Here is a 23,881-nt window from a genome sequence, read left to right as displayed (position 1 = left end):
GATGTGGAAGACGCTCTCCCGCTGGCTACCCGCACGCTTGGTACGCCATCTGGGCGTGCCACCGGATATTCCTGAAGCACTGTGGCAGGCCACGCTGCGTGATCTGCCCTTTTTGCAGCAGCTCTCCACGACCGAGCTGCTGCAGCTCAAGGCCCTGTGCGCGCACTTTCTGCAGCGCAAGGAGTTTGCCGGCGCCCAGGGGCTGGTAATCAGCGATGCCATGGCCCTGTCCGTGGCTGCACAGGCCTGTGTGCTGCTGATTCACTGGGGCACACCGCAGCAGGCATTGCGCTGGTACGACGACTTTGTGGGCATCGTCATCCACCCCGATGACATGGTGGCGCGCCGTAAAGTCCTCGATGGTGCAGGCGTTGTGCACCACTACGAAGAGTCGCTGATGGGCGAGGCCATGGAGCGCGGCCCCGTCACCCTCAGCTGGTCCGCCGTGCAGCGCGGTGGGCATGCGCACTGGGGCAGCTACAGCAATGTGGTGATTCACGAATTTGCACACAAGCTGGACATGGCCAACGGCGGCGTCGATGGCTGCCCACCCCTACCCGCAGGCTTCATGGGCTATACCTCGGCCGCACAGGCCAGGCAGTACTGGGCACAGACCTGGACAGCGGCCTACGCCGATTTTTGTGAAGCACTGGCCGCACACCAGCGTTTTGGTCAGCCCGCGCCCTGGCTGGATGCGTATGGCGCCACCGCACCCGAAGAGTTCTTTGCGGTCGCCTGTGAAGCCTACTGGCTGGCCCCAGCCACGTTTGCAGAGCACTTTCCCACGTTGCAGCCGTTGCTGGATGCCCTGTTCCAGCGCAGCACTGCGGCGGCGGCCCGCTAAAGCACACTAACTGGCAAGAAAAAGGCGCCTTGCGGCGCCTCTTGCAGATCCAGCCTTGTGGGGCGCTACGCGCTCAGGCGCATACCCGACATCTGCGCCAGCTTGGCCTGGTCCACATAGTTTCTTTGCTGTTTGAGCGCGAGCATAGGCTCTGCCTCACGCAGCATGGCGTAAATCTCTTCTTTGACCGCCAGCTTTTGCTTTTTCAGGTTCTCGATATTGACCTGCAAGCTCGGCGATTTGCGCTGCACCAGCGCCTCCACTTCTGCATCCAGCGCACTGTGCTTGTCACACAGGCGGCTGAAGTTTTTATCTGTAGCGCGCAGCTGCTCGATCTGTTCATGGTACTGGGTGAACATAAGCGTCCTTTCGTCAACAACAGGCGGGGCTGCCAAAAAAACGGCCCCAGGGGCAAACCGACGGTGCCAGAGCTTGCAGCCACTGCGGCCACAGTCCGGCAGGCCATCGCAGAAATGAAAAAAGCACCTTGCGGTGCTTTCACAAACAGTTCAGGCGGCGCTGGCGGCTTCTTTGCGCAGCAGGCCGTAGAGTTCTTCCTTCAATGCCAGTTTTTGCTTTTTCAGCACATCAATCTCGGATTGCAAAGCCGCGGAGCGCTTGTCCTCCAACTGCTTGACTTCGTGATCGAGCTTGTTGTGCTCATCAAAAAGGCGGCTGAAATGACGATCATGGCTGCGCAGGCGGGCGATCTGTTCTCGGTACTCAGGAAACATGCTTTACCTTTCATCCAATCCACAGTGACATGGTCAATCCGCTGCCGCAGATAGTCAAGGGCAGCGGCCATGGTTCATTGTGCACAGCCGATGAACGCAAAGATTGCGCCATGTAAACTTTGTAACAAAAGCATGAAAAACGCTGGTGCCACCTGCGCTACGCGCTCTTATTTTTGCAAATCCTTTACCGCACTGGCGCACTCAGACAACCACTGCATGCTGTCGCGCAGCTCTTGCGGATGGATGGTGTGCGCGCAGGGATATTCGCGGTAGCGCAGTGCCACCGGCGTGGCCTGGAGATGGTCGCGAATGGCATGGGCACTGGCCAGCGCAATCACCTGGTCCTGCGTGCCGTGGCTCACCCACGCACTGCGCCCCTGCAACTGCGCGCTGGACACCTGCTGCGCCAACGCTTCGGGCAGCAAACGGCTGTGCCAGATGCACACGCCGGACAGCAATGCGGGCTGCGTCAGCAACAGGCTCAGGCTCATGATGCCGCCCTGACTAAAACCACCCACGATGACACGTTCCAGTGGCACGCCCAGTTGCTGAGCGGCTTGCTGCACCGTCTGCGCCACCAGGGCGCGGCTGTGTGCCTCTTGCTCTGACGCAATGGTGCGGCTGCCATCCGGGTTCACGCTGAATTGGAACCAGGCGAAAGCCTGTGGCCCCATGGCGTAAGGGGCCTGCAGGCTCAGCACATGGTAGGCAGGCGGCACGTAATCTGCCAGCCCAAACAAGTCTTCAGCGTTGCTGCCCACGCCGTGCATCAACACCAGCAGCCAGGGTTGGGCCACGTCTGCAGCAGCGGGACGGTACAGGCCATTCAGGGGAAGGTTCAACATGGCAAGGCTTTCCAGTGCAAAAGTAAGAAGGTGCCAGCCAGTGTTTGCAAATTCACCATAAAAATGGCTTTAAACGCTTATCTATCCAGCGCTTTAAGCTATCAATCATGAATTAATGCAGCGCAAATGCATCCATGGCCAGCATGCCGTACATGACCTCACGACTCAGATAGTGCGGCTGGGCACCAGGGCCTGCGGCCCCGAGGGCAAAGTACAGCGGCAAAAAGTGTTCATCACTGGGGTGGGCGCGCAGCGCATGCGGGGCATGCTCGTGCCAGTCCAACAAAGTGTCGATGGCCCCCGCTTGCACCTGCATTTCCACCCAGCGGCTGAATTCCACCACATAGTCGCCCGCCTGCTGCGCACCACTGAAGAATTCGCGCAGATTGTGCGTCATGCTGCCACTGCCGATCAGCAGCACCCCTTGTTCGCGCAGCCTTTGCAAGGCCTGCCCCAGGGCATACACCGCACGGGCATCCGCCTGCTGGGGCAGCGCCACCTGCACCACGGGCACATCAGCCTGTGGCAACAGGTGCATCAACGGCACCCAGGCACCGTGGTCAAAGGGGCGCTGCGCATCGGCGCGCGCAGCAATCCCCGCTTGCTGCAGCAAATCCAGCACCTGCTGCGCCAGCGCGGGAGAGCCTTGGGCGGGGTAGCTCAGCTGATAGAGCGCAGGCGGAAAGCCGCCAAAGTCATGGCAGGTTGCAGGGCTCGGGTGGGTCATCACCTGCGCGCCCTGGGCCATCCAGTGCGGCGACAGGATGACCACGCCGCGCAGCTGCGGAAACTGGGTGCGCAAATCTTGCCCCCACTGCCGCAGCGCAGGGCCGGTGCTACCGGCGTCCAGCGCAAACATGGGGGAGCCGTGCGAGACAAACAGTGCAGGCACACGGGCAGCCACGGGCGGCACTGCGGGAGTAGAAGAAAGAGTGGGTTGCATCCAGCTCATATTAGGTTGTCTCGCACAACAAACTAGATAACAACAATCACACGCACTGTCTCAAATATCAATGCAATCAATCTTGCACTTTGCCACGCAAGGCCTTGGTTGCCCCGGCGCGTTTTTTGGCGTCTACACGCCGCCGTTGTGAGGCGCGCGTAGGCTTGGTGGCCTTGCGCGCTTTGGGGACATGGGCCGCCTGCGCGATCAGCGCATGCAGGCGCTGCAAGGCGTCTTGCAAATTCAGCTCCTGGGTGCGGTGGCTTTGCGCCTTGATCACCACCACCCCGTCCTGCGTGATGCGCTGGTCGGCCTGGGCCAGCAACCGGGTTTTCAGCTCCTGCGGCAGCGAAGATGCATGCACGTCATAGCGCAGGTGCACAGCACTGGAGACTTTGTTGACGTTCTGCCCACCAGCCCCCTGTGCACGCACCGCCGTCCAGCTGACTTCATCGGGCTGCAGTGTCCAGCGCATATCCCGGCTTCAGGCCGCCAGCAGCGGCAGCAGCGCGGCGTGAAAAGCGTCGGGCCGCTCATACTGTACCCAGTGGCCAGCGTCGGCCACGCACTGCAGGCCTTGCCACTGCCGTGCACTGCCTGCCATCCGTGACGCCACCTCATTCAGCGTGCCAGGGTACAAAGCATCGCTGGCGCCATAAATGGCCGCCACCGGGCATTGCACCTGCGCCAGCGAGCGCACCAGCACATCGGTGCTTGATATGCGGCGGCGAGGCAGCTGGTCGCGCTGCACATTGGCCACGTGCAGGGCCACGGTGTCGCGGTCAATGCGGCTGCGGTCGCGCAGCATCAGCTCACCGAGGTTGTAGATGTGGTGCAGCAATTGCGCACGCGGGTCCTCCAAATGGCGCCAGCCCTTGAGCTTGAACGGATGCTTGTTGCTCAGACCAATACCCGGCGCGCCCACCAGCACCAGTTGGTGCACCAGATGCGGATAAGCGGCAGCGAGCATGCCGGCCGTCATGCCACCAAAGGAAAACCCCACCAAACGCACGGCCTGCAATGGGAATTGGGTTTCCAGCACGTGGGCCAGGGTGGGCAGCATGCCATCCGCATCACTCACGCCAGCGGGTGCGTCGGATGCGCCAAAGCCGGGCAAATCCAAGGCACATACGCTGTGACCGGCCTCCAGCAACGGGCCAATGCTGCGCACCCAGTGCGTCCAGCTGCCACTGCCGCCATGAAACAGCACCACAGGCGGCCGCCCATTGGGCTGCGCCGGTGTCCAGCTGCGCAGCACTGTCTGGCCACTGTCATGCGGCACGGTCACGCGCTGCGCGCGGGCCTGCCAGGACTGCACCTGCGTACTTTGCACCTGCCCTGCAGCAATCGCCGCAACATCTGCATCGCTGCCATCCCATGGCAGCACCGTTGGCATTGTTTGATCACTCACTCGACTGCACCCTCACGCTCCAACTTCACTGGTCACGTCCCTTACCACTGCGCCACCGCATCGATGGAGATGGCGTAGCCCGCCACACCCAGGCCGCAAATGACAGCCCGTGCCACCGGCGAAAGATAGGAGTGGTGGCGGAACGCTTCGCGCGCATGCACATTGCTGATGTGCAGCTCCAGCAAATGCACCCCCGTGCCTTTGACGGCATCCATCAAGGCAACGCTGGTGTGGGTGTAGGCCCCGGCATTGAAGATCAGGCCTGCCAGTTCGCCCTTGGCATGCAACTGGCCCGCCTCATGGATCCAGTCAATCAGCTGGCCTTCATGGTTGCTTTGGTGAAAAAGCAGCGCCAGGCTGTGGCGTGCTGCTGCTTGTTCACACAAGCGCTGCACATCTGCCAGCGTCTGCGCGCCATATACCGCGGGCTCACGGATGCCCAGCAGGTTCAGGTTCGGGCCATTCAGGACAAATACGGTCTTCGCCATTGCAACCACTCTTTGAAACAACAAGAGCCGCGATTATGCGGCTCTGTCGGTGCGACCTCTGTCACCCATGGCGATCACTGATCAATCGTCGTGATCGTGGCGATGGTGGCGGTACTTGGGGCGGTGGTGCTTGAAGTGCTTACCGTAGCCCCGTGGTGGTGGGGGCGGCGCCCAATAGCCATAAGGGGGCGGCGCGGGATAGAACGCCACAGGCGGAGGTGCTGGGCGGTAGTAATGCACCCGAGGAGGCGGTGGTGGTGGGGGCGGCGCCACATAGACCGGCACGCCTGGGACGTGAATCCCTACGGAAATCCCTACATTCCCGGCGTGCGCACTGCCGCCCATCACGGTGGCCAGCAGCCCCAGCGCAGCCACCGCATGGCGTGCGCGCAGGCGCATCTTGGTCAAGGTCAGGTTCATGCGACAGCGTCCTTTCAGTGTTGTATGCAGCCTCTAACGCACGAGCCTGCGCAACGGATGTCACACAAACCGTAAAATCTTGTATCCAGACGTTGAAACTGCAACACCCGCAGAGCCTGCCTTTTCTTGCGCGGCGGCCTACAATCAGCAGCTTATGAGCACACCCGCCAACACCCACAACGACACCACGGAAGTGGTCAAGCCCACCAACTTCCTGCGCCAAATCATTGAAGCCGACCTGGACAAAGGCACTTACGCCCAGCGCCACTGGGGTGGCACGCCAGGTGATGCCCAGCACCACCAGAGCGGCCAGGTGGACCAGGCCAAGATCCGCACGCGCTTTCCGCCCGAGCCCAACGGCTACCTGCACGTGGGCCATGCCAAGTCCATCTGCCTGAACTTCGGTCTGGCGCGCGACTTTGGTGGCGCGTGCCACCTGCGCTTTGACGACACCAACCCGGAAAAAGAAGACCAGGAATACGTGGACAGCATCAAGGATGCTGTGCAGTGGCTGGGCTTTGACTGGCAAGGCGCCAACGGCGAAAGCAATCTGTACTACGCCAGCAACTACTTCGACTTCATGTACCGCTGCGCCGTGTACCTGATCGAACAAGGCCTGGCCTATGTGGATGAGCAATCTGCCGACGACATGAAGGCCAACCGCGGCGACTTCACCCGTCCCGGCGTGAGCAGCCCGTTCCGCGACCGTTCGGTGGCCGAGAACCTGGCCCGCTTTGAAGACATGAAGACCGGCAAGCTGGCCGACGGCGCCGCCGTGCTGCGCGCCAAGATCGACATGGCCGCACCCAATATCAATCTGCGCGACCCCGCCATCTACCGCGTGCGCCATGCCGAGCACCATAACACCGGCAACCAGTGGTGCATCTACCCGATGTACACCTTTGCGCACCCGATTGAGGATGCGTACGAGCACATCACCCACTCCATCTGCACCCTGGAGTTTGAAGACCAGCGCCCGTTCTACGACTGGTTGCTGGACCACCTGCGCGCTGGCGGCCTGATTGATGCGCCCCAGCCCCGCCAATATGAGTTCTCGCGCCTGAACCTGACCTATGTGGTCACCAGCAAGCGCAAGCTCAAGCACCTGGTGGACAGCGGCACCCTGAACGGCTGGGACGACCCCCGCATGCCCACCATCGTCGGCCTGCGCCGCCGTGGCTACACGCCCGCATCGATCCGCAACTTCTGCGAACGCATTGGCGTGACCAAGGACTACAGCTGGATCGACTACGCCACGCTGGATGGCTGCCTGCGTGAAGACCTCGAGAATCAAGCCCACCGCGCCATGGTGGTGCTGGACCCGGTCAAGCTCGAGCTCACTAACTGGGTCGAGGTGTTTGGCAGCGCCGACCACCTGGAAGCCTGCCACCTGCCCGCCCTGCCTCATCACGGCAACGAACCCGCCATTGCGCCTGACCGCCACTTCACCATTGGTCGCGAAGTGTGGATTGAGCGCGAAGACTTTGCCGAAGTGCCGCCCAAGGGCTACAAGCGCCTGTTCCCCGGCAACAAGGTGCGCCTCAAAGGCGGTTATGTGATCGAGTGCACTGGCTGCGAGACGGATGCCGATGGCAACGTGACCAAGGTGCTGGCCACCGTGGTGCCCGACACCAAGAGCGGCACCCCCGGCGCCGACGCGGTGAAGGTGAAAGCCGCCATCACCTGGGTGGGCGTGGCCGACGGCGTGCAAGCCGAAGTGCGCTTGTATGACCGCCTGTTCACCGATGCCCAGCCAGACGCTGGTGGCAAGGACTACCTGAGCCTGTTGAACCCCGGCAGCCTGAAAGTGGTAACCGCCTATGTGGAACCTTCGCTGAAGGCCGCACAGCCGGACGAGAAGTTCCAGTTCGAGCGCTTTGGCTACTTTGTGGCCGACCGCAAGGACCACAACGCGGCCAAGCCAGTGTTCAACAAGATCACCGGCCTGAAGGATTCGTGGGGCAAGTAACAGCGAGCGCCACACGGTCTGCATGAAACAAAGGGCTGCCTTCGGGCAGCCCTTTTGCATGAAAGCCGCCCTGCTGGCACTGTCTCTGCCCGAAAAGATTGCTGACCCCAATCGCATGTCAGCGCTTGTGCCACTTACCCAAGCCGCTAGCAATTTTGAGAACAAAAAACAACAACCTCATCACCATGCGCGAAAGCGCAAGCCGCCTCCCTAGAATCGGGCTGCACAAGGCACACCTTGTGCACACGCACGACCGACGAGGGGAAATCATGAAGAAAGTGGTCATTGGCCTACTCGGCGCAGGCGCTCTGGCAATCGCTGGCGGGCTTGCGACGAGCTATTACATCGGCGAAAAGATCCAGGCTTCGCTGGAGCAAACGGCCGAGGCTTGGAGCACCGAAGATGGCTTCACCGTGCGCGTGCTGCAGTACGACCGTGGCTGGCTCACCTCGCAGGCACAGACCCTGTGGTCATTTGCCACCGAAGAGGAAACGTACGACATCACCGTCACCCACGACATCTTGCACGGCCCCTGGCCCATGGGGCAGGCTGCCAAAGTGGTGTCGCGCTTTTTGCTGCCCGATGACAGTGAGCCCCAGCTGATCGAGGCCCTGCGCCAAAAAGCCCCGCTGGAATGGACAACGCTGGCCAACTGGGCGGGGAAAACCACGCACACCCTGTTCTCACCCAACTTTTCCACCACGTTTGAAGACGGCTCCTCCCTCACCTGGGGCGGACTGCAAGCGGAGTGGACACTGTCTGCCGAGCGTGACAGCACCCAGGGCTTTGTGCGCATGCCCATCTTGCGCGTGACCGTGGAAGACGGCAGCCGCATGGATGTGGAAGACACGGAATTCACCTTTGACACGCACATCCCCCAAGGTCACAGCTTCTGGATTGGCCCCAGCGCCTTGAAGATGGGACTGATGTCGGTGCAGGACACGGAAAGCGAAATGCAGCTCAAACTGCAGCAGCTGGAGATGAACGCCAGCAATGTGCTGCAAGACACGCTAGTGCAATCCGGCCTGGATGTGCAGCTCGCTCAGGTACAGACCCACACCTACAGTGCAGACAAGCTGGCTTTGCAGGTGGAATTCAAGAACCTGGACGCCAGCTGGCTGGACCAGGTCATGCAGTGGGTACAAGCCGGCTCCGATACCGAGCACATGGATTGGCTGCGCAGCCTGCCCCAACTGCTGGCCGGCAAGCCAGAGCTGGCCATCACACGCCTGGGCCTGAACAGCCCGGACGGCCCCGTCTCCCTGTCCGCACGGATTGCCTACACCGGCACGTCGCCGGACGCCTTTGACCCCGGCACCGACCTGGAAGGGCAGATGCAAACTTCCATGCCCCTGCCCACTTTGGCGCAGCTGCTGGAGCGCAAAGTGCGCAGCGACTATATCGACCTGCTGGAGCAAATGAACCACGAGCTGGATGCGCAGGCGCTGCAAGAGGCCGTTGATGATGGCGTGGGCAAACGCCTGAAAGCCCTGCTGGGCGAAGGCGTGCTGCAAAAGCAGGGCGAGACCGTCCAAGCCTCGCTGGACTTTGCCCAGGGCACCTTCAAGCTCAACAACCAGCCCAAAACGCTGCAACAGCTGCTGAGCCTGGGCAGCGCCCTCTAGCCCTGCCCCCAAGCTGAATCCAACCCAAAGGCTGCCTCAGGCAGCCTTTTTTTATTACACAAGAAAAAAGCCTCTAACGCTTATACAGACTAGGCTGAAAGCTATGCTTTTGCATGCCTAGGCGTATGTTTGCACCCCATGCTTGCCATCCACCAAGGCCCCAGCGGACAGCGACATCATCAGCAGCGCAATCCGCTCATGCATGATCACGGTGTGTGTATTGCGGGAGTCCACCATGTACTGGCGCAGCTGCTCACGCACCTTGGCCGCACCGGTCACATCAATGATGATGTCCACGCCCGCCCCCTGCCCCAGCAGTTCCATGAAGTTCTGCGTCACAGGAACACCGTGCTGGCGCGCCAGGGTGATGCCGGGCAGCTCCAGATTCAAATCCGCCACCCCCAGCAGCTGCACAAAGGGGGCATCCAACAGCTGCTGCAGCAGCGGGGCACCGGTTTCACCAGCACCAATCATGACGATGCGAAATGCTTGCATTGATCCATTCCTTCCATAAATACGCCGCGCCCATACCGCGCGCAACAGGGGCAGAGTGTCATCGCGCGCACCGCCGCGCTTTCTGCGCCACGTCAAGGACTCCGCAAGCGGCACAAGTCGCCTTCTGACGTGCCAGCACGGCTGCAGCACGCCACAATGCAGGGATGCCAATCGGAACTACGGAATTTCATATGCAGCGTCGCCAATATCTTGCCGCTATGGCCCAACTCGGCGCCTGTGCAGCACTGCCGGCCTGGGCCGCGCCCGCCGCCACGGAAGGCTCCGTGTTCCCGCTGGACCGCCGCGTGCCTGGTGGGGTGGCCCGCCTGTCACTGGGCCCGTCCTCTGTCACCCCCAAAGTCACCACCGCTGAAGGCATTCCGGTTCTGGTCGTGGGGGACATGATTGAGTGGACCGCACTGGTGGGCATTCCGCTGTCCGCCAAACTGGGCGTGCACACCGTCACCGTGCGCAATGACGACGGCATGCAATCGCTGGACTACACGGTGCACGATCAGGCCTATGCGGAGCAAAGCCTCAAGGTCGCCCCCAAGACGGTAGATCTGGCAGCCAAAGATCTGGCCCGCCATGAGCGTGAGCGTGCGCACCAGCAAACCATCATGGCGCTCTTTAGCATGCCAGCCCCCGAGTTGTCTGCGCTACCCATGCGCCAGCCTTGCCCGGGGCGACGATCCAGCAGCTTTGGCCTGCGCCGCGTTTTCAATGGGCAGTCACGCAATCCCCACAGCGGCATGGACATCGCCGCAGCCACAGGCACGCCCATCGTGGCCCCTTTGCCTGGCAAGGTGGTGGATACCGGGGATTATTTCTTCAACGGTGGAACCGTCTGGCTGGACCACGGCTGTGGCCTGCTGACCATGTACTGCCACCTCTCCAGCACGCAATGCAAGGTTGGAGATGTACTGTCCACCGGACAAGCCTTTTGCAAAGTCGGGGCCACGGGCCGTGTCACGGGGCCACATTTGCACTGGGGGGTGATGCTCAACCGCACCATGGTGGACCCGGCGTTGTTTCTCGCCTAATCCTGGGCTAACGCTTGCCACGCAAGCGTTAGCAGCTATGCCATTTACTTGCGCTTGCTGCCACCCACGGTGTCTTGCGGGGTGTCGATCAGCAGATAGCGGCGCATCAGATCAAAGAAGCTGTCGTAGAACTGGCCACTGGCCACTGTTTCGCTGCCGATTTTGATCATCGAGTCATGCCCAGCCGCCACGGGCACCGAAACCGTTCCCAGCATGCTCACACCCAGGCTGGCCGAATTGCTGGCCATCTTGAGGGCAAAGCTATCTTGCAAAGCACTCACAAAGCCCATGCTGAGCGAGCCATCCCCGCTTTCCGGGACGCAGGTCACGCGAATATTCATCTGCACATGGCGATCCGACTGTGGCTGAAAGCTTTTTTGTCCTTCCACCACCTCTTTGTCGGCCTTGTTGATGATGTACCCCTGGCTCAGCAATGCGCGGCGTGCAGCCTCACAGGTTTGCGCTGGTGTTGCGTCAAACAAGCGTGAATAGGTGGCCGCCGAACCGAATTTCTCTTCCACCTGGGGCATGGTTTCCGAAGTGGACTTCTTACCCAAACCGCCGCAGGCGGTCAACAGCACAGCCATGCCCATCACAGAGAACGCACACACTACCCGATGAGCCGAATTGCCAGCGAAAAATTTGGACATGACTGCTTCCACGAAACCTGTGATTGTGTACCCAGAACTGAAGCGCTGCACCACGTGCAACGTATCGCTCACGATTTTATAGCTACTTCCATTGACGCACTTCGACCATGGCAAAGTGCTTGCCGGCATAGCCAGCGCCCACATCAAAGCGACACCCCCACAAAATGGCAAAGTGCTATTTCGCCTTGCCTGCAGGCCTTTCTCTCACATGCTTGAATGACCGTGTATTTCACACATATATCAGGGAGGTGATTGCGACATGTTGTCCTTGAAATCCATGGGAAGCGCCTGCGCGCTTGGTGCATCGTTCTTGCTAGGTTGCACCACGCATTCGGCTGATTTATCCACAGCAGCGCCATCCACAGGCACGCGCCCCAGCTTGCAGTCTCACCACTGGCAATTGCAAAGCGCACTGAACGCCCAAGGTGCAGCAGATACCCAGTGGCAGCTCCCATCCACCGACAGCAGCCCAGCACGCATCGTGGGCTTACGCTTCACTGAAGGCCAAGGGGTCAGCGTGGATCGCCTGTGCAACCTCGTGCACGGCGGCTACACCACACAGGGCCAGCAAATCCACATCTCACGCGTTGCCTCCACCATGATGGCCTGCGCAGATACCGCGCTGATGCAGTTGGAAAAAAACGTAGCCCAACAACTGTCTCAAGCCCGCACATGGGACATCACAGGCACGGCCAACCCCGTATTGGCATTGCAGTTTGCAGATGGTTCAACATGGCGGTTCACCGGCACCCCCACCCACGAAACCCTGTATGGCCGCAGTGAGCGCATTTTCTTGGAAATTGCTCCGCAGAAAGTGGCCTGCAACTCAGCTTTGATGCCTGGCGGTCAGTGCCTGCAGGCACGTGAGGTTCAATACAGCGAACAGGGCATCAAGCAGTCGGTCGGCCCATGGTTTACCTACCTCGGAGCGATTGATGGCTACCAGCACCACCCCAGCGTGCGCAATGTCCTGCGCATCAAGCGGTTCACGCGCAACCCTGCCCCAGCAGGGGCCTCCAAGTATGTGGACGTGCTGGATCTGGCCGTTGAGAGTGAAATCGTGCGCTAAGTGCGCAGTGCTGCGCTAACGTGATCCAGCAAAAAGCCCTTGCGCATTGGCAAGGGCTTTTTATGAGGTCAGAGTTGTACCCAACATCTGTGGGTCCAGCTGTGGACAACCTCATGAACAAGTGCGCAAACCCAAGTCCCGCCTGCGTTTGCAGCCATTGCTTAAATCTCAGGCAATACAGGACATGCAGATGCCTGGGGTCAATTACACGAAACGAAACGTTCCATCAACAAACATCGAAGCACGGTGACCACGCTCACTCAGCTCATCAGCGTACGACCAGAAGGCCTTCACCTTGCCATTTTCTGTATCGATGATCTGGCTGACCGTGAACCCTGTTTTTTCAATCCAGTTCAGGAAGTGCAAGGTGTCCGACAGCTGCAGATAACTGAGTCGCTCATGGCCTTGCGTGACATTGCCATTCTTGTCAGTGACGCGCCACATCAAATCACCGCGTGCGGAATAGCTCACCTGCGCCGTACTTTCTGGAAATTGAATCACAGCTTCCCGACCCAACAAGGCGCCTGTGTAATGCATTGTCATTCGATACCCCTTCATTTCTCTGCAGCACTGAATCATTCAGTGACCATGGGGTGAATTGTTCAATGCCTGCCTGCTGCACGCCTGTGGGAATATGACCCAAGATCAAGCAATCACTCCAGCGTAAATGGGGATAGGTTGAAAGGCCGTTGTCACGAGCACTTGTGCGAAGTGCCCGCTTAAAAAGACTGCTGATATCGCACCAAGCACAGCTTGTCGAAGTTGCACTGCAAGCCTTTCATCTGCTGTACCAGCAAGGCTTTCACATCGACAGGCAAGCTTTTACGCAATACCCGCTGGTAGGACGAGAGCAAGCTGCGTTCGCGCTGTTCGCACACTTCAAACACCTGTGCAGGTGCCCACTCAGACAAACTGAATTTGAATTTGACCCACTGAAAATGCAAGTGCTGCAGCCATGGCTGGCCTATGCGCAATGGCTGCGCATCAGCCTCACACCAAGGATCTAACGCTTGCACAAAGCTTTGCAACAACACAATGTGGCGTGCCATCACCTGCGCTGCGAAGTCATCCATCGGGGCTGTGCGCATGCGCTCCAGCTCATTGACCAGCGACTGGCAGCCCTTGTACAGGGGAAGTAGCGACCCTGCCACGTCGCGGCCATGCCAGACTGCGGGGGCATATTGCTGCATTTTTTGCATTTGCAGACTGGCGTGTTCCCAAGCATCTCTGACCGCCAGGTGCACCTCACGCCACGGCAGCAAGCTGGTGGCACTGCAGGCGGCCCACAGCAACTCCAGCTCTTTCGCAAAATCCGTAAAACCAGCATCGGGATGCTGCAAGGCCCAGCGCCAACCCAACTCATACGCGGGCTTGTACTGATCGTAGCCCCGCCCTGCAACGTAGTAGGGCTCTTGCGCAAAGTGCACATGCCAGTAGGCATCTTCCTGCTCCGAAACCATCCGCATTTGAATGTCAGCAGCCAGCTCTGGCACATCCATGGAGGACAGGCCAGCCAACGCCCCTAAATGCGTTGTCACATCACCGGAATGTGAGATGTAAAGAGAAGGCACCATGCAATTCAACCATCCAAAAAACACCGCAAACCTCTACAAAAAACGGGTTTGCTCTTGGTTGAAATTGTCAAAAACTGTGCCAAATCCGACAGTCGGCATAGACAGCCGGTGCTTGTAGGACGTTCCACCTAAACCGCAACCCTCTCGAACGTAAAAAAAGGACATATGCATGCATATGTCCTTACTTCCTTTACCAAGCGCACTGGGCGCTTAATTTTCAACAGCGCTTAGTCCGCGCCATCTAAACCCAACTCCTGAATTTTTCGAGTGATGGTGTTACGGCCTATGCCCAAGCGCAATGCGGCTTCCATGCGCTTGCCATGGGTGAGCCCCAAAGCGGTCGTAATCAAGCTGGATTCAAAGCGTTGGCTCAACACGTCCCACACCTCTTTGCAATCGCTTTGCAAGAGTTTGCGGGCTTCAGCCTCCAGCAGCACCTCCCACGCAGGCGTATTGCCAGAGCTCTCGCTTGGTAGCGCCGCCACTGGCAAAGCCAAGGGCTGCGCCAACACCGGTTCAGGCGCAACGGCAGCGACAGCGCCTACAGCACCTGCCGTCGCAGGCAACGTATCCGACGCACCACCCAGCACTTCTGGGGGCAAATCCTGCACAGAGATTTGCTGCGCGGGGGCCATCACCGTCAACCAGTGGCAGATATTTTCCAACTGGCGCACATTGCCCGGGAAGCTGAACTGCGACAAACGCTGCAAAGCTGCCTCCGAAATGCGTTTGGGCTCGACACCCAGCTGCTTGGCGCTGCGCTGCAAGAAATACTTGACCAGCACCGGCACATCTTCAGCGCGCTCACGCAGCGACGGCAAGCGCAAACGAATCACGTTCAGGCGGTGGAACAAATCCTCACGGAAGACGCCATCTTTGACGCGCTGCTCCAAGTTTTGATGCGTGGCCGCAATCACTCGCACATTACTTTTGACTGCAGTGTGGCCGCCCACACGGTAAAACTGCCCATCCGACAGAACACGCAGCAGTCGCGTTTGCAAATCAAATGGCATATCGCCGATTTCATCGAGAAACAGCGTGCCGCCTTCCGCCTGCTCAAATCGGCCACGGCGCTGGGTTTGCGCCCCCGTAAAAGCACCGCGCTCATGCCCAAAAAGCTCAGACTCCAGCAGATCTTTGGGAATAGCTGCCGTGTTGATGGCGACAAAAGGACCGCCAGAAACCGGGGAGTGCTTGTGCAACGCACGGGCCACCAGTTCTTTGCCCGACCCGGACTCCCCCGTAATCAGCACGGTGACTGCGCTTTGGCTTAAACGGCCAATCGCACGAAACACATCCTGCATGGCAGGCGCTTGCCCCAGCATCTCGGGCATGACGGTCTGGCGCTCTTCCGCGACCTGCTCGCGCTCACTCTCTTCCACCGCGCGGCGAATCAATTCAACCGCCTTGGGCAAATCAAAGGGCTTGGGCAAATATTCAAAAGCCCCGCGCTGGAACGCAGACACTGCACTGTCCAGATCCGAATAGGCCGTCATGATGATGACAGGCAAATCGGGCTGCTTGGCATGCAGCTCTTCGAGCAATTGCAAGCCTGAGCCACCAGGCATGCGAATATCACTCACCAAAACGCGGGGACCTAGCTGCGCGGGGTCGCCTTCAGGCAAATCAGCCAATGCGGAAAGTACTTCACGTGGATTGCTAAAGCTGCGGGTGTCGAGGTTTTCACGAGCCAGCGCTTTCTCCAGGACAAAGCGGATCGAGGGGTCGTCATCTACTATCCAGATCGGCTTCATATGCGGTGTTTACCTTCCGTTGCTTGTTCTTGAGAGTCCCCGGATTTAGGGCAGCGGGATGAGGATTCGAAAATCTGTACGCCCGGGCATGCTTTCACATTCGATAAGGCCATGATGGCGCTGAACAAATGTCTGCGCCAGTGGTAGCCCCAAGCCCGAACCACCATCCCTGCCAGTCACCAGCGGATAGAAAATCCGCTCCTTGATGTGATCTGGCACGCCGGGGCCGTTGTCAATGACATGCAATTCCAATGCCAGTCTGTGGCGCTGGCGTCCAATTGTCACCTGCCGTGCCACCCGCGTACGCAGTGTGATCTCTGCCTCGCCACTGCTTACCCTCTCCGCCAGCACCTGCGCAGCGTTTTGAACAATATTGAGCAGCGCTTGAATCAGCTGTGCGCGATCACCCTTGAACTCGGGGATGGAGGTGTCGTAGTCTCGGCGAATCTTCAATCCCTGCGGATATTCCAGCAACACCAGGGAGCGCACGCGCTCACACACCTCATGGATATTCAAATCCACCAGCTGGTGAGGGTGGCGGTGCGGCGCTAGCAGCCGGTCCACCAAACTTTGCAGCCGATCGGCCTCGTGGATGATGACCTGGGTGTACTCGCGCAGCTCCTTGCTCTCCAGATCCATCTCCAGTAACTGCGCCGCCCCCCGAATGCCTCCGAGCGGGTTCTTGATCTCATGCGCCAAATTACGGACCAGCTCTTTATTGGCCTGGGCTTGCTCCACCAAGCGTTCTTCACGATCTTGGCGCGCCTGCTGCTCCAGCACCCACAACTCAATCAGCCGCAAGTCTGTGTGCTCAATGGCCGTCACGGTCACGTGTACAAACAGTGGCTCTTGCACCGTACGCTGCAGGCCGGTATCAAAGCTCATGGCCGCATAGCTTTGCCTGTCCGCCGAGCTCAAACCTGTCCTCAAAAGCGCTGGGGCCGACAGATACTGGGCAAATTCTGCCCCCTCCAGCATGCGGCGCGACATGCCCACCGCACTCTCCAGCGCCGAATTGGCAAAAACAACAGCCCCTTGTGCATCCACCACCACCGCCAAGGTGGAGAGAAAATCCAAAGCAGCAAAACGCTGTGCGAGGCTGGAGGTGTCAAACGCCATGAAACACTAGCTTTCTAAAAGATCATCCGCCGGTATGGCGCGCAAGCTCGCGCTGAATACCGGCCACATCGGCTTCCTGCCGAGAAATATTGTTCTTCAACGCTTCCACGCGTTCATTAAAAACCTGCGGATTGCGTAGCTCCAACGCGGTCTTGGTGGGATTGCCCTCGTTGTACTCTGCTTTGAGCGCATTCAATTTGTCCTGCGCTTTATTCAACTCACCCTGCAAAATGGCGCGCGCATCGTTGTCACGTGCCTTTTGCTGGTTGGCATCAACCTGCGTTGCACGATTGCTGCTGGCAGGTTTTGCTTCTGCACTGGGCGTCTTGGCAGCCCCACTGGCTCCACCGGTATGCACCACGGTGACATGCCCGCCATCCACCACCTGGCAATTGCGCTGCTTGGCAATGCTCGCACTGTTGGTGTATTCATTGCCGCAGCGGTAAATGCGATCTTGCGCCAAGGCCGCTGTTTGCAACGCACTGCCGAGTACACAACAGCTCACCATCCCAATCCATCGACTCATTTTCATGCCTCCATCCAAGCGTGGGCCGTACATGCCTTCAGGCATACGGTATGGATGCATTTTGCAATGCCCTGTACAGCTTGTCCTTGCTTTTTCCGACTTGGGCGCAGCATCTTTCCTACAAAAAAAGGCAGCCCATGGACTGCCTTTTTGCTGATGCGAACTGTGCCTGCCTGAGCAGGCACAGCCTTCACACATTACAGCGAGTAGTACATGTCGTATTCGACAGGGTGCACAGCCTGACGGAAGCGAGTCACTTCGCCCATCTTCAGTTCGATATAGGCATCGATCATGCTGTCGGAGAACACACCACCCTTGGTCAGGAACGCGCGGTCCTTGTCCAATGCTTCCAACGCTTGATCCAAGCTGTGGCAGACAGTTGGCACCAACTTGTCTTCTTCTGGAGGCAGGTGGTACAGATCCTTGGTCGCAGCTTCGCCGGGGTGAATCTTGTTTTCCACGCCGTCCAGACCCGCCATCAGCAGGGCAGCAAAGCCCAGGTAGGGGTTCATCAGTGGATCAGGGAAGCGGGCTTCCACGCGGCGACCCTTGGGGTTGCTCACGTAAGGAATACGGATGGAAGCGGAACGGTTCTTGGCCGAGTAAGCCAGCTTCACAGGCGCTTCAAAGCCGGGCACCAGACGCTTGTACGAGTTGGTACCAGGGTTGGTGATGGCGTTCAGTGCACGTGCGTGCTTGATGATGCCGCCGATGTAGTACAGCGCGAAGTCAGACAGGCCAGCATAGCCGTCGCCTGCGAACAGGTTCTTGCCGTCTTTCCACACAGACTGGTGCACGTGCATGCCAGAGCCGTTGTCGCCAGCGTAAGGCTTGGGCATGAAAGTCGCGGTCTTGCCGTAGGTGTTCGCCACGTTCCAGATCACGTACTTTTGCAGCTGTGTCCAGTCAGCACGCTCAACCAGGGTCGAGAAACGTGTGCCGATTTCGTTTTGGCCAGCGCCAGCCACTTCGTGGTGGAACACTTCGACAGGAATACCCAGCGATTCGAGGATCAGGGACATTTCAGCGCGCATGTCTTGCGTGCTGTCGACGGGAGGCACAGGAAAGTAACCACCCTTGACGCGTGGGCGGTGGCCACGGTTGCCGCCTTCAAACTTGGTGCCCGTGTTCCAAGGTGCTTCGTATTCTTCGATTTCGAAGAAGGGGTTGTGAGGCTCAGTACCCCAACGCACGCCGTCGAAGATGAAGAATTCGGGTTCTGGACCAAAGTAAGCGGTATCGCCCAGGCCGGAAGCCTTCAGATAGGCTTCAGCGCGCTTTGCCACGGAACGTGGGTCGCGGTCATAGGCCTTGCCATCACCGGGTTCGATCACATCGCACTGCAAAATCAGTGTGGTTTCTTCAAAGAAGGGGTCGATGTTGGCGGTCGCGGGATCGGGCATCAGTTGCATGTCCGACGCTTCGATACCCTTCCAGCCAGCGATGGAAGAACCATCAAATGCGTGGCCCGAAGTGAACTTGTCTTCGTCGAAGTGCGACACAGGCACGGTCACGTGCTGTTCTTTGCCGCGGGTATCGGTGAAGCGGAAGTCAACAAACTTGACTTCGTTCTCCTTCACCATGTTCATCACGTCTGCAACGGTCTTAGCCATCAGGTTCTCCTGGAAAAGCGCTTCATAGAAAGTACGTCGTTAGGCAAGCACTTTATGTGCCAGCTTGCACCAACCACATCCATCCACTTTCAAAAGCATAAGGCCATGAAATTCATAGCTTCATGCACAGATCAATAATTCACCAATTTGGTGCACAAAAGAAGGGATTCAGCGGCCCCGCTTTTTTTGCACCATTTTAGTTACAGCACACTCACCACATTGGTGCACACCCACATACACATACAGCGCTGCACCAATATTGGCAACAGGCTGCACTTTACCTTGCTTCAGGGAGCGTCGGCACCTGCCCAGCCGCATCTGCTGCCTCACCGCGCAAGCTGTAGAGCGCCGCCAACCCGTAGTGGGCAAACCACAGGGAAGAGAAGGCCAGCACCAAGGCGTAAATCCATACGGCTATAGGAATCAGTACCCAAAAGGCCGCCGCAAAGACGATACCGGAAGCCCACACAATGCTGGGCGCTGCGCCGATGTAGCCACATACCAGCCCCATCACAATGAGGCGGTAACGGTGCACTTTAAAAATGGCTTGCCGCTCTGCTTTGCTGGCGTGCTCGGCCAAGGCATCAAACGTCATGACGCGGTAGGTGAGCCAACCCCAGATCAGCGGCGGCAACACCAAAATCAAAGGCGGCACCAGCCACAGCGGCACCGACAGCACCAAAGCCAGCAGCGCCACCGTTGTAGAGCCCGAGGCCCACAGTGCACTGCTCACCCAGCCACCGCCCTGCTTGCGCTGCAAATGGGGAAAGCGCCGCTGCGCCACCAGCTCCACCATCTTGGGCGTCATCACCACCGCCACCACAGCCAGCGCCAGCATGACCAGAATGGGGCTGAGTACCAGCACCACCACAACAGCAGCGGCCACGGCACTGGCCGTTGCTGTGGCCGTGCCCATCCAGCCCCACAGCCATTGCAGCCAGCTGGCCCGCTCCAGCCAAGACTGCACGGTCGTGACGGCTCCATCCCACCAGAAAAGCCCCACCAAAGCCACCATCAGCATTAGCAGCAACAGCGGGAATAAGGACCACGCAATCACCCTGCCCCGCAGGCAATCGGCCATTGCGCGCCACAGCGCATCCAAGATCATTTGCATGCCCGCCAGCATAACGAAGCCGCCCCGCATGCCCAGACAAAGCCCTGCCGCGCGGCAGTTCATAAAAAACAAGAGCGCTTAGCGCTCTGTATTCATAGATTTCAGATGTTTTTTGGTTTGAAGTGACCAAGTTGCAAGCGCAAGCTGCTCTTATTTATGAATTTTCGCCATAAAAAAAGGAGCCTACAGGGCTCCTTTTTTTGAGGTGACAAGCTGGATTACAGCTTCCACTTTTCCATCAGCTTTTCAGCATTCAGGTTGTCATAGCCCTCGAAAGGCTGGTGAATCCAAGGATTGGTCGGCAGGTCTTCCACCGAGTAGTCTGCCTTGAAGTTCGAGACACCCTTGGTCCAGATCACGGCAGTGCGCAATTCGGTGATGGGCTCGTAGTTTTCCTTCAGGCGCTTGACCACGGCGTTCAACGTCACGCCTGTGTCGGCCAAGTCATCCACCAGCAGCACGCGGCCAGCGATTTCACCCTTTGGGGTCGCAATGAAGCGACCGATGTCCAGATGCCCCTGCACCTTACCGGCTTCCGCACGGTAGGAACTGGTGGACATGATGGCCAAAGGCTTGTCGAAAATACGGCTCAAAATGTCACCGGGGCGGAGGCCACCACGTGCCAGGCACAGGATGGTGTCGAATTCCCAGCCGGACTGGTGAATCTTCAGCGCCAGCTTCTCAATCAAGCCGTGGTATTCGTCGTAGCTGACGTACAGGTGCTTGCCGTCTTCAGTCAACATGTGTGTGTCCTGTCTCAATGTCTTCGCAAGGAGCGTGTTTAAAAAGGCAGAAGCACTTAAGCAGCTGCGTAAGGGTTTTGCATCAGGATGGTGTGCGCACGGTCAGGGCTGGTCGAAACCATCGCGATCGGCACGCCGGTCACTTCTTCGATGCGCTGCAGGTAACGCTGCGCGTTAACGGGCAGCTTGTTGTAGTCCACCACGCCCACGGTCGAATCGGTCCAACCGGGAATCGCTTCATAGATAGGTTTGCAACGCTCGATGTCATCTGCGCCCAGAGGCAGGATGTCGATCTTTTCGCCATCAAGCTCGTAGCCCACGCACAGCTGCAACTCTTCAATGCCGTCCAGCACGTCCAGCTTGGTGATGCACAGGCCCGACAGACCATTGATCTGTGCCGAGCGCTTGAGCAGCGCGGCATCAAACCAACCGCAACGGCGCGAACGGCCGGTGGTTACACCTTTTTCAGCACCCACGGTGGACATGATCCAACCAGGTGTACCTTCCTTTTCCCATTCCAGTTCTGTCGGGAAGGGGCCACCACCCACGCGGGTGCAGTACGCCTTGGTGATACCCAGGATGTAGTGCAGCAGACCGGGGCCCACGCCTGCGCCAGCGGCAGCATTACCTGCCACGCAGTTGGACGATGTGACGTAGGGATAAGTGCCGTGGTCCACATCCAGCAATGTGCCTTGTGCACCTTCAAACAGCAGGTTGGCGCCTTCGGCGTGGGCGTCGTTCAACTCACGCGAAACGTCGGCGATCATGGGCTTGAGCAGCTCAGCATGGCGCATGGCTTCGTCGTACACCGCGTCAAACTGCACTTCGCCGTCCTTCATGTAGGCCGACAGTTGGGCACCGAAGTCAAACTTCTTGGAGCCCAGCACATTCACCAAAATGTGGTTGTGCAGGTTCAGCAGCTCGCGCAGCTTGGTCGCAAAACGCTCTGGGTGCTTCAAATCCTGCACGCGCAGTGCACGGCGAGCGATCTTGTCTTCGTAAGAAGGGCCAATACCCTTGCCGGTCGTGCCAATCTTTTGCACGCCACCTTGTTCACGGGCGGCTTCACGGGCCAGGTCCAGCGCTTGGTGGAAAGGCAAGATCAAGGGGCAAGCTTCGGACACGCGCAAACGGTCACGCACTTGCACGCCCGCCTTTTCCAGGCCTTCGATTTCTTCAAACAGCTTGCCCACCGACAGCACCACACCGTTGCCGATGTAGCACTTCACGCCAGGGCGCATGATGCCGCTGGGAATCAGGTGCAGCGCCGTTTTCACGCCGTTGATCACCAGGGTGTGACCTGCATTGTGGCCGCCTTGGAAGCGCACCACGCCTTGCGCGCTTTCGGTCAACCAATCGACCAATTTACCCTTGCCTTCGTCGCCCCATTGGGTACCGACGACGACCACGTTGCGACCTTTGGTTGCTTTCATAATCTCAAATCCGATGAATTGAAAAATGCCTTAAACGGCTTGCACGACCCATTGCCCGGCGCTTTGCACCAGTGCTCGGTCGCAGTGGAATTCGTCCACCTCGCTCTCATGCCCGGGAAGCACACAGACCACGGTTTCGCCTTGTGCGCGCAATTGCGCAATGGCCAGACTCAGTTGTGTATCGCTGCCCCAGGGAGCGCGGATGGCCGCCCGCAGCGGACGCGATGGCACCACCGACACCAATTGCTTGATGTCCAGCGAGAAGCCCGCCGCAGGGCGGTTGCGTCCAAAAACAGCACCCACTTCATCGTAACGCCCACCACGCACCAGCGCATCGCTGGCTCCGGGAACATAAACGGCAAAGCGTGTACCGCTGTAGTAAGAGTAGCCACGGACATCCGCCAGATCGAATGTCACTTGAGCTTGAGGAAACTGCGCCGCAAACCATTTCAGGTGGTGCAACACATGTTGTGTGCCGGGAATACCGGCCAAAGCCTTCTCCGCCTCATCCAGTACGCAGACATCGCCATACAGCTGCAACAAAGCTTGCAAACCTTCACGCGCAGTCTGGGGGAAATGTTGGGTCAGCGCCGCCAGCTCGGTCGCGTCTTTGGCAGCCAGCGCCGCATGCACCTTCTGCAGCACGCTGGCATCTGCCACCACACCAGCCAACAAGCTGCGTGCGATGCGGACATCACCCAGATCCACAGTAAAGCCACTCAGGCCTGCACCCTGCACGCATGCCAATGCCAAGCTCAGCGCTTCCACATCGGCCTCAGGGCCTGCATGACCGTAGATTTCAGCGCCAAACTGCAAGGGTTCGCGCGTGGCACGTGGACGATCAGGGGCTGCGTGCAGCACGGGGCCGCAGTAACACAGACGCGTCACACCCTGGCGATTGAGCAAATGCGCATCAATCCGAGCCACCTGCTGCGTCATATCAGCGCGCAAACCAAGGGAACGCCCTGAAATTTGGTCAACCAGCTTGAAAGTCTGCAGGTTCAGTGCTTCACCAGTGCCTGTGAGCAAAGATTCCAAATACTCCAAGAGCGGAGGCATGACCAACTCATACCCATAGCTGCGTGCCGTATCGAGTAAACCTCGACGCAACTCTTCGATGTGCCGTGCCTCTGAGGGCAAAACATCGGCGATGTGATCCGGCAGGACCCAAGCGGACATGGAAAAAAGGGGGAGGCTGTTAAAAACGTGATTCTATCGGCTATCGAAGCCTTGCCCTAGCAAAGGCTTAAGGCCTAGACATGAGACACGTTATTTAAGCTACCACAGCAGGACCAGACCGACTGCGATACACAGCAGGCCTACAAAGCGAATCTGACCGTCACGCAGGGCCAGCAGCTGGGTAAACATTTCTCGCCAGCCTTTGGGCGAAATAAAAGGGAAAAGACCTTCCAACACCAACAGCAAAGCCAAGGCTGCCCACCAAGAAACTTCTGTTTCCATATGGTGTG

The 23,881-nt window shown here is 58.8% G+C and carries 26 protein-coding genes; 5 read left to right on the top strand and 21 right to left on the bottom strand.

The genetic code is table 11. From position 1 onward, the window contains the following. Window position 1 precedes the first annotated feature (1 nt). Entirely contained in the window at window positions 2-844 is an 843-nt protein-coding gene (locus AC27VO_RS04570; RefSeq protein ID WP_488665494.1) for a M90 family metallopeptidase, read from the top strand. A 65-nt stretch (window positions 845-909) separates the two neighbouring features. Here AC27VO_RS04570 and AC27VO_RS04565 read toward each other — a convergent pair whose 3' ends face one another. From AC27VO_RS04565 to AC27VO_RS04530, 8 genes are all read right to left on the bottom strand, one after another. Further along, complete coding sequence (locus AC27VO_RS04565; protein WP_488665493.1) at window positions 910-1,203, bottom strand: HP1242/YdcH family protein; 294 nt, start codon at window positions 1,201-1,203, stop codon at window positions 910-912. A gap of 150 nt (window positions 1,204-1,353) precedes the next feature. Further along, the gene (locus tag AC27VO_RS04560) at window positions 1,354-1,578 is read right to left on the bottom strand and encodes an HP1242/YdcH family protein (protein WP_488665492.1); all 225 of its coding nucleotides are present in this window, start codon (window positions 1,576-1,578) and stop codon (window positions 1,354-1,356) included. A 167-nt stretch (window positions 1,579-1,745) separates the two neighbouring features. After that, window positions 1,746-2,423, bottom strand: a complete 678-nt coding sequence (locus AC27VO_RS04555; RefSeq protein ID WP_488665491.1) for an alpha/beta hydrolase — start codon at window positions 2,421-2,423, stop codon at window positions 1,746-1,748. Window positions 2,424-2,535: 112 nt separating this feature from the next. After that, window positions 2,536-3,366, bottom strand: a complete 831-nt coding sequence (locus AC27VO_RS04550) for a dioxygenase family protein (protein WP_488665490.1) — start codon at window positions 3,364-3,366, stop codon at window positions 2,536-2,538. A 76-nt stretch (window positions 3,367-3,442) separates the two neighbouring features. Next, window positions 3,443-3,841, bottom strand: a complete 399-nt coding sequence (arfB, locus tag AC27VO_RS04545) for an alternative ribosome rescue aminoacyl-tRNA hydrolase ArfB (RefSeq protein WP_488665489.1) — start codon at window positions 3,839-3,841, stop codon at window positions 3,443-3,445. Between the two features lie 9 nt (window positions 3,842-3,850). Continuing rightward, window positions 3,851-4,777 (bottom strand): alpha/beta fold hydrolase, encoded by a 927-nt coding sequence (locus tag AC27VO_RS04540; protein ID WP_488665488.1) that lies wholly within the window; start codon window positions 4,775-4,777, stop codon window positions 3,851-3,853. Window positions 4,778-4,818: 41 nt separating this feature from the next. Beyond that, entirely contained in the window at window positions 4,819-5,265 is a 447-nt protein-coding gene (aroQ, locus tag AC27VO_RS04535) for a type II 3-dehydroquinate dehydratase (protein WP_488665487.1), read from the bottom strand. Window positions 5,266-5,346: 81 nt separating this feature from the next. Then, window positions 5,347-5,685, bottom strand: coding sequence for a hypothetical protein (locus AC27VO_RS04530; protein ID WP_488665486.1), 339 nt, complete (start codon window positions 5,683-5,685; stop codon window positions 5,347-5,349). Between the two features lie 154 nt (window positions 5,686-5,839). On the opposite strand from AC27VO_RS04530, the gene AC27VO_RS04525 reads away from it, so the two are divergent. Together AC27VO_RS04525 and AC27VO_RS04520 are read left to right on the top strand one after the other, a co-directional pair. Continuing rightward, a complete protein-coding gene (locus tag AC27VO_RS04525; RefSeq protein WP_488665485.1) occupies window positions 5,840-7,654 on the top strand; it encodes a glutamine--tRNA ligase/YqeY domain fusion protein in 1,815 nt (604 codons plus the stop codon). Window positions 7,655-7,923: 269 nt separating this feature from the next. After that, the gene (locus AC27VO_RS04520; protein ID WP_488665484.1) at window positions 7,924-9,279 is read left to right on the top strand and encodes a DUF945 family protein; all 1,356 of its coding nucleotides are present in this window, start codon (window positions 7,924-7,926) and stop codon (window positions 9,277-9,279) included. 117 nt (window positions 9,280-9,396) lie between these two features. Here AC27VO_RS04520 and AC27VO_RS04515 read toward each other — a convergent pair whose 3' ends face one another. Beyond that, entirely contained in the window at window positions 9,397-9,774 is a 378-nt protein-coding gene (locus AC27VO_RS04515; RefSeq protein ID WP_488665483.1) for an oxidoreductase, read from the bottom strand. Between the two features lie 164 nt (window positions 9,775-9,938). Here AC27VO_RS04515 and AC27VO_RS04510 point away from each other — a divergent pair, with 164 nt between their 5' ends. Then, the gene (locus tag AC27VO_RS04510) at window positions 9,939-10,817 is read left to right on the top strand and encodes a peptidoglycan DD-metalloendopeptidase family protein (protein WP_488665482.1); all 879 of its coding nucleotides are present in this window, start codon (window positions 9,939-9,941) and stop codon (window positions 10,815-10,817) included. A 44-nt stretch (window positions 10,818-10,861) separates the two neighbouring features. Here AC27VO_RS04510 and AC27VO_RS04505 read toward each other — a convergent pair whose 3' ends face one another. Continuing rightward, window positions 10,862-11,410 (bottom strand): DUF2242 domain-containing protein, encoded by a 549-nt coding sequence (locus AC27VO_RS04505; protein ID WP_488665549.1) that lies wholly within the window; start codon window positions 11,408-11,410, stop codon window positions 10,862-10,864. Between the two features lie 316 nt (window positions 11,411-11,726). Here AC27VO_RS04505 and AC27VO_RS04500 point away from each other — a divergent pair, with 316 nt between their 5' ends. Further along, entirely contained in the window at window positions 11,727-12,536 is an 810-nt protein-coding gene (locus tag AC27VO_RS04500; protein ID WP_488665481.1) for an META domain-containing protein, read from the top strand. Window positions 12,537-12,740: 204 nt separating this feature from the next. Here the strand turns inward: AC27VO_RS04500 and AC27VO_RS04495 are convergent, their stop codons facing one another. The 11 genes from AC27VO_RS04495 to AC27VO_RS04445 all read right to left on the bottom strand — a co-directional run bounded on the left by AC27VO_RS04495 (window position 12,741) and on the right by AC27VO_RS04445 (window position 23,873). Next, the gene (locus AC27VO_RS04495; RefSeq protein ID WP_488665480.1) at window positions 12,741-13,079 is read right to left on the bottom strand and encodes a MoaF-related domain-containing protein; all 339 of its coding nucleotides are present in this window, start codon (window positions 13,077-13,079) and stop codon (window positions 12,741-12,743) included. Window positions 13,080-13,255: 176 nt separating this feature from the next. After that, a complete protein-coding gene (locus AC27VO_RS04490) occupies window positions 13,256-14,110 on the bottom strand; it encodes a hypothetical protein (protein WP_488665479.1) in 855 nt (284 codons plus the stop codon). 227 nt (window positions 14,111-14,337) lie between these two features. Then, window positions 14,338-15,864, bottom strand: coding sequence for a nitrogen regulation protein NR(I) (gene ntrC / locus AC27VO_RS04485; protein WP_488665478.1), 1,527 nt, complete (start codon window positions 15,862-15,864; stop codon window positions 14,338-14,340). Window positions 15,865-15,909: 45 nt separating this feature from the next. Then, a complete protein-coding gene (glnL, locus tag AC27VO_RS04480; protein ID WP_488665477.1) occupies window positions 15,910-16,983 on the bottom strand; it encodes a nitrogen regulation protein NR(II) in 1,074 nt (357 codons plus the stop codon). Window positions 16,984-17,005: 22 nt separating this feature from the next. Then, window positions 17,006-17,509, bottom strand: a complete 504-nt coding sequence (locus AC27VO_RS04475) for a hypothetical protein (protein WP_488665548.1) — start codon at window positions 17,507-17,509, stop codon at window positions 17,006-17,008. A gap of 197 nt (window positions 17,510-17,706) precedes the next feature. Then, the gene (gene glnA, locus AC27VO_RS04470) at window positions 17,707-19,122 is read right to left on the bottom strand and encodes a type I glutamate--ammonia ligase (RefSeq protein ID WP_488665476.1); all 1,416 of its coding nucleotides are present in this window, start codon (window positions 19,120-19,122) and stop codon (window positions 17,707-17,709) included. A 277-nt stretch (window positions 19,123-19,399) separates the two neighbouring features. Further along, complete coding sequence (locus tag AC27VO_RS04465) at window positions 19,400-20,236, bottom strand: EI24 domain-containing protein (RefSeq protein WP_488665475.1); 837 nt, start codon at window positions 20,234-20,236, stop codon at window positions 19,400-19,402. 218 nt (window positions 20,237-20,454) lie between these two features. Further along, window positions 20,455-20,979 (bottom strand): phosphoribosyltransferase, encoded by a 525-nt coding sequence (locus AC27VO_RS04460; protein WP_488665474.1) that lies wholly within the window; start codon window positions 20,977-20,979, stop codon window positions 20,455-20,457. A 56-nt stretch (window positions 20,980-21,035) separates the two neighbouring features. After that, the gene (locus tag AC27VO_RS04455; protein WP_488665473.1) at window positions 21,036-22,412 is read right to left on the bottom strand and encodes an adenylosuccinate synthase; all 1,377 of its coding nucleotides are present in this window, start codon (window positions 22,410-22,412) and stop codon (window positions 21,036-21,038) included. 30 nt (window positions 22,413-22,442) lie between these two features. Continuing rightward, on the bottom strand, window positions 22,443-23,591 hold the full coding sequence (locus AC27VO_RS04450) for an ATP phosphoribosyltransferase regulatory subunit (protein WP_488665472.1): 1,149 nt from the start codon (window positions 23,589-23,591) through the stop codon (window positions 22,443-22,445). 99 nt (window positions 23,592-23,690) lie between these two features. Further along, entirely contained in the window at window positions 23,691-23,873 is a 183-nt protein-coding gene (locus AC27VO_RS04445; RefSeq protein ID WP_488665471.1) for a DUF2065 domain-containing protein, read from the bottom strand. Window positions 23,874-23,881 lie beyond the last annotated feature (8 nt).

Source organism: Comamonas sp. 14P8.1.4 (assembly GCF_057799285.1).
The sequence above is the reverse complement of the archived record's forward strand: the minus strand, read 5'-3'. Positions and strand labels throughout refer to the sequence as shown.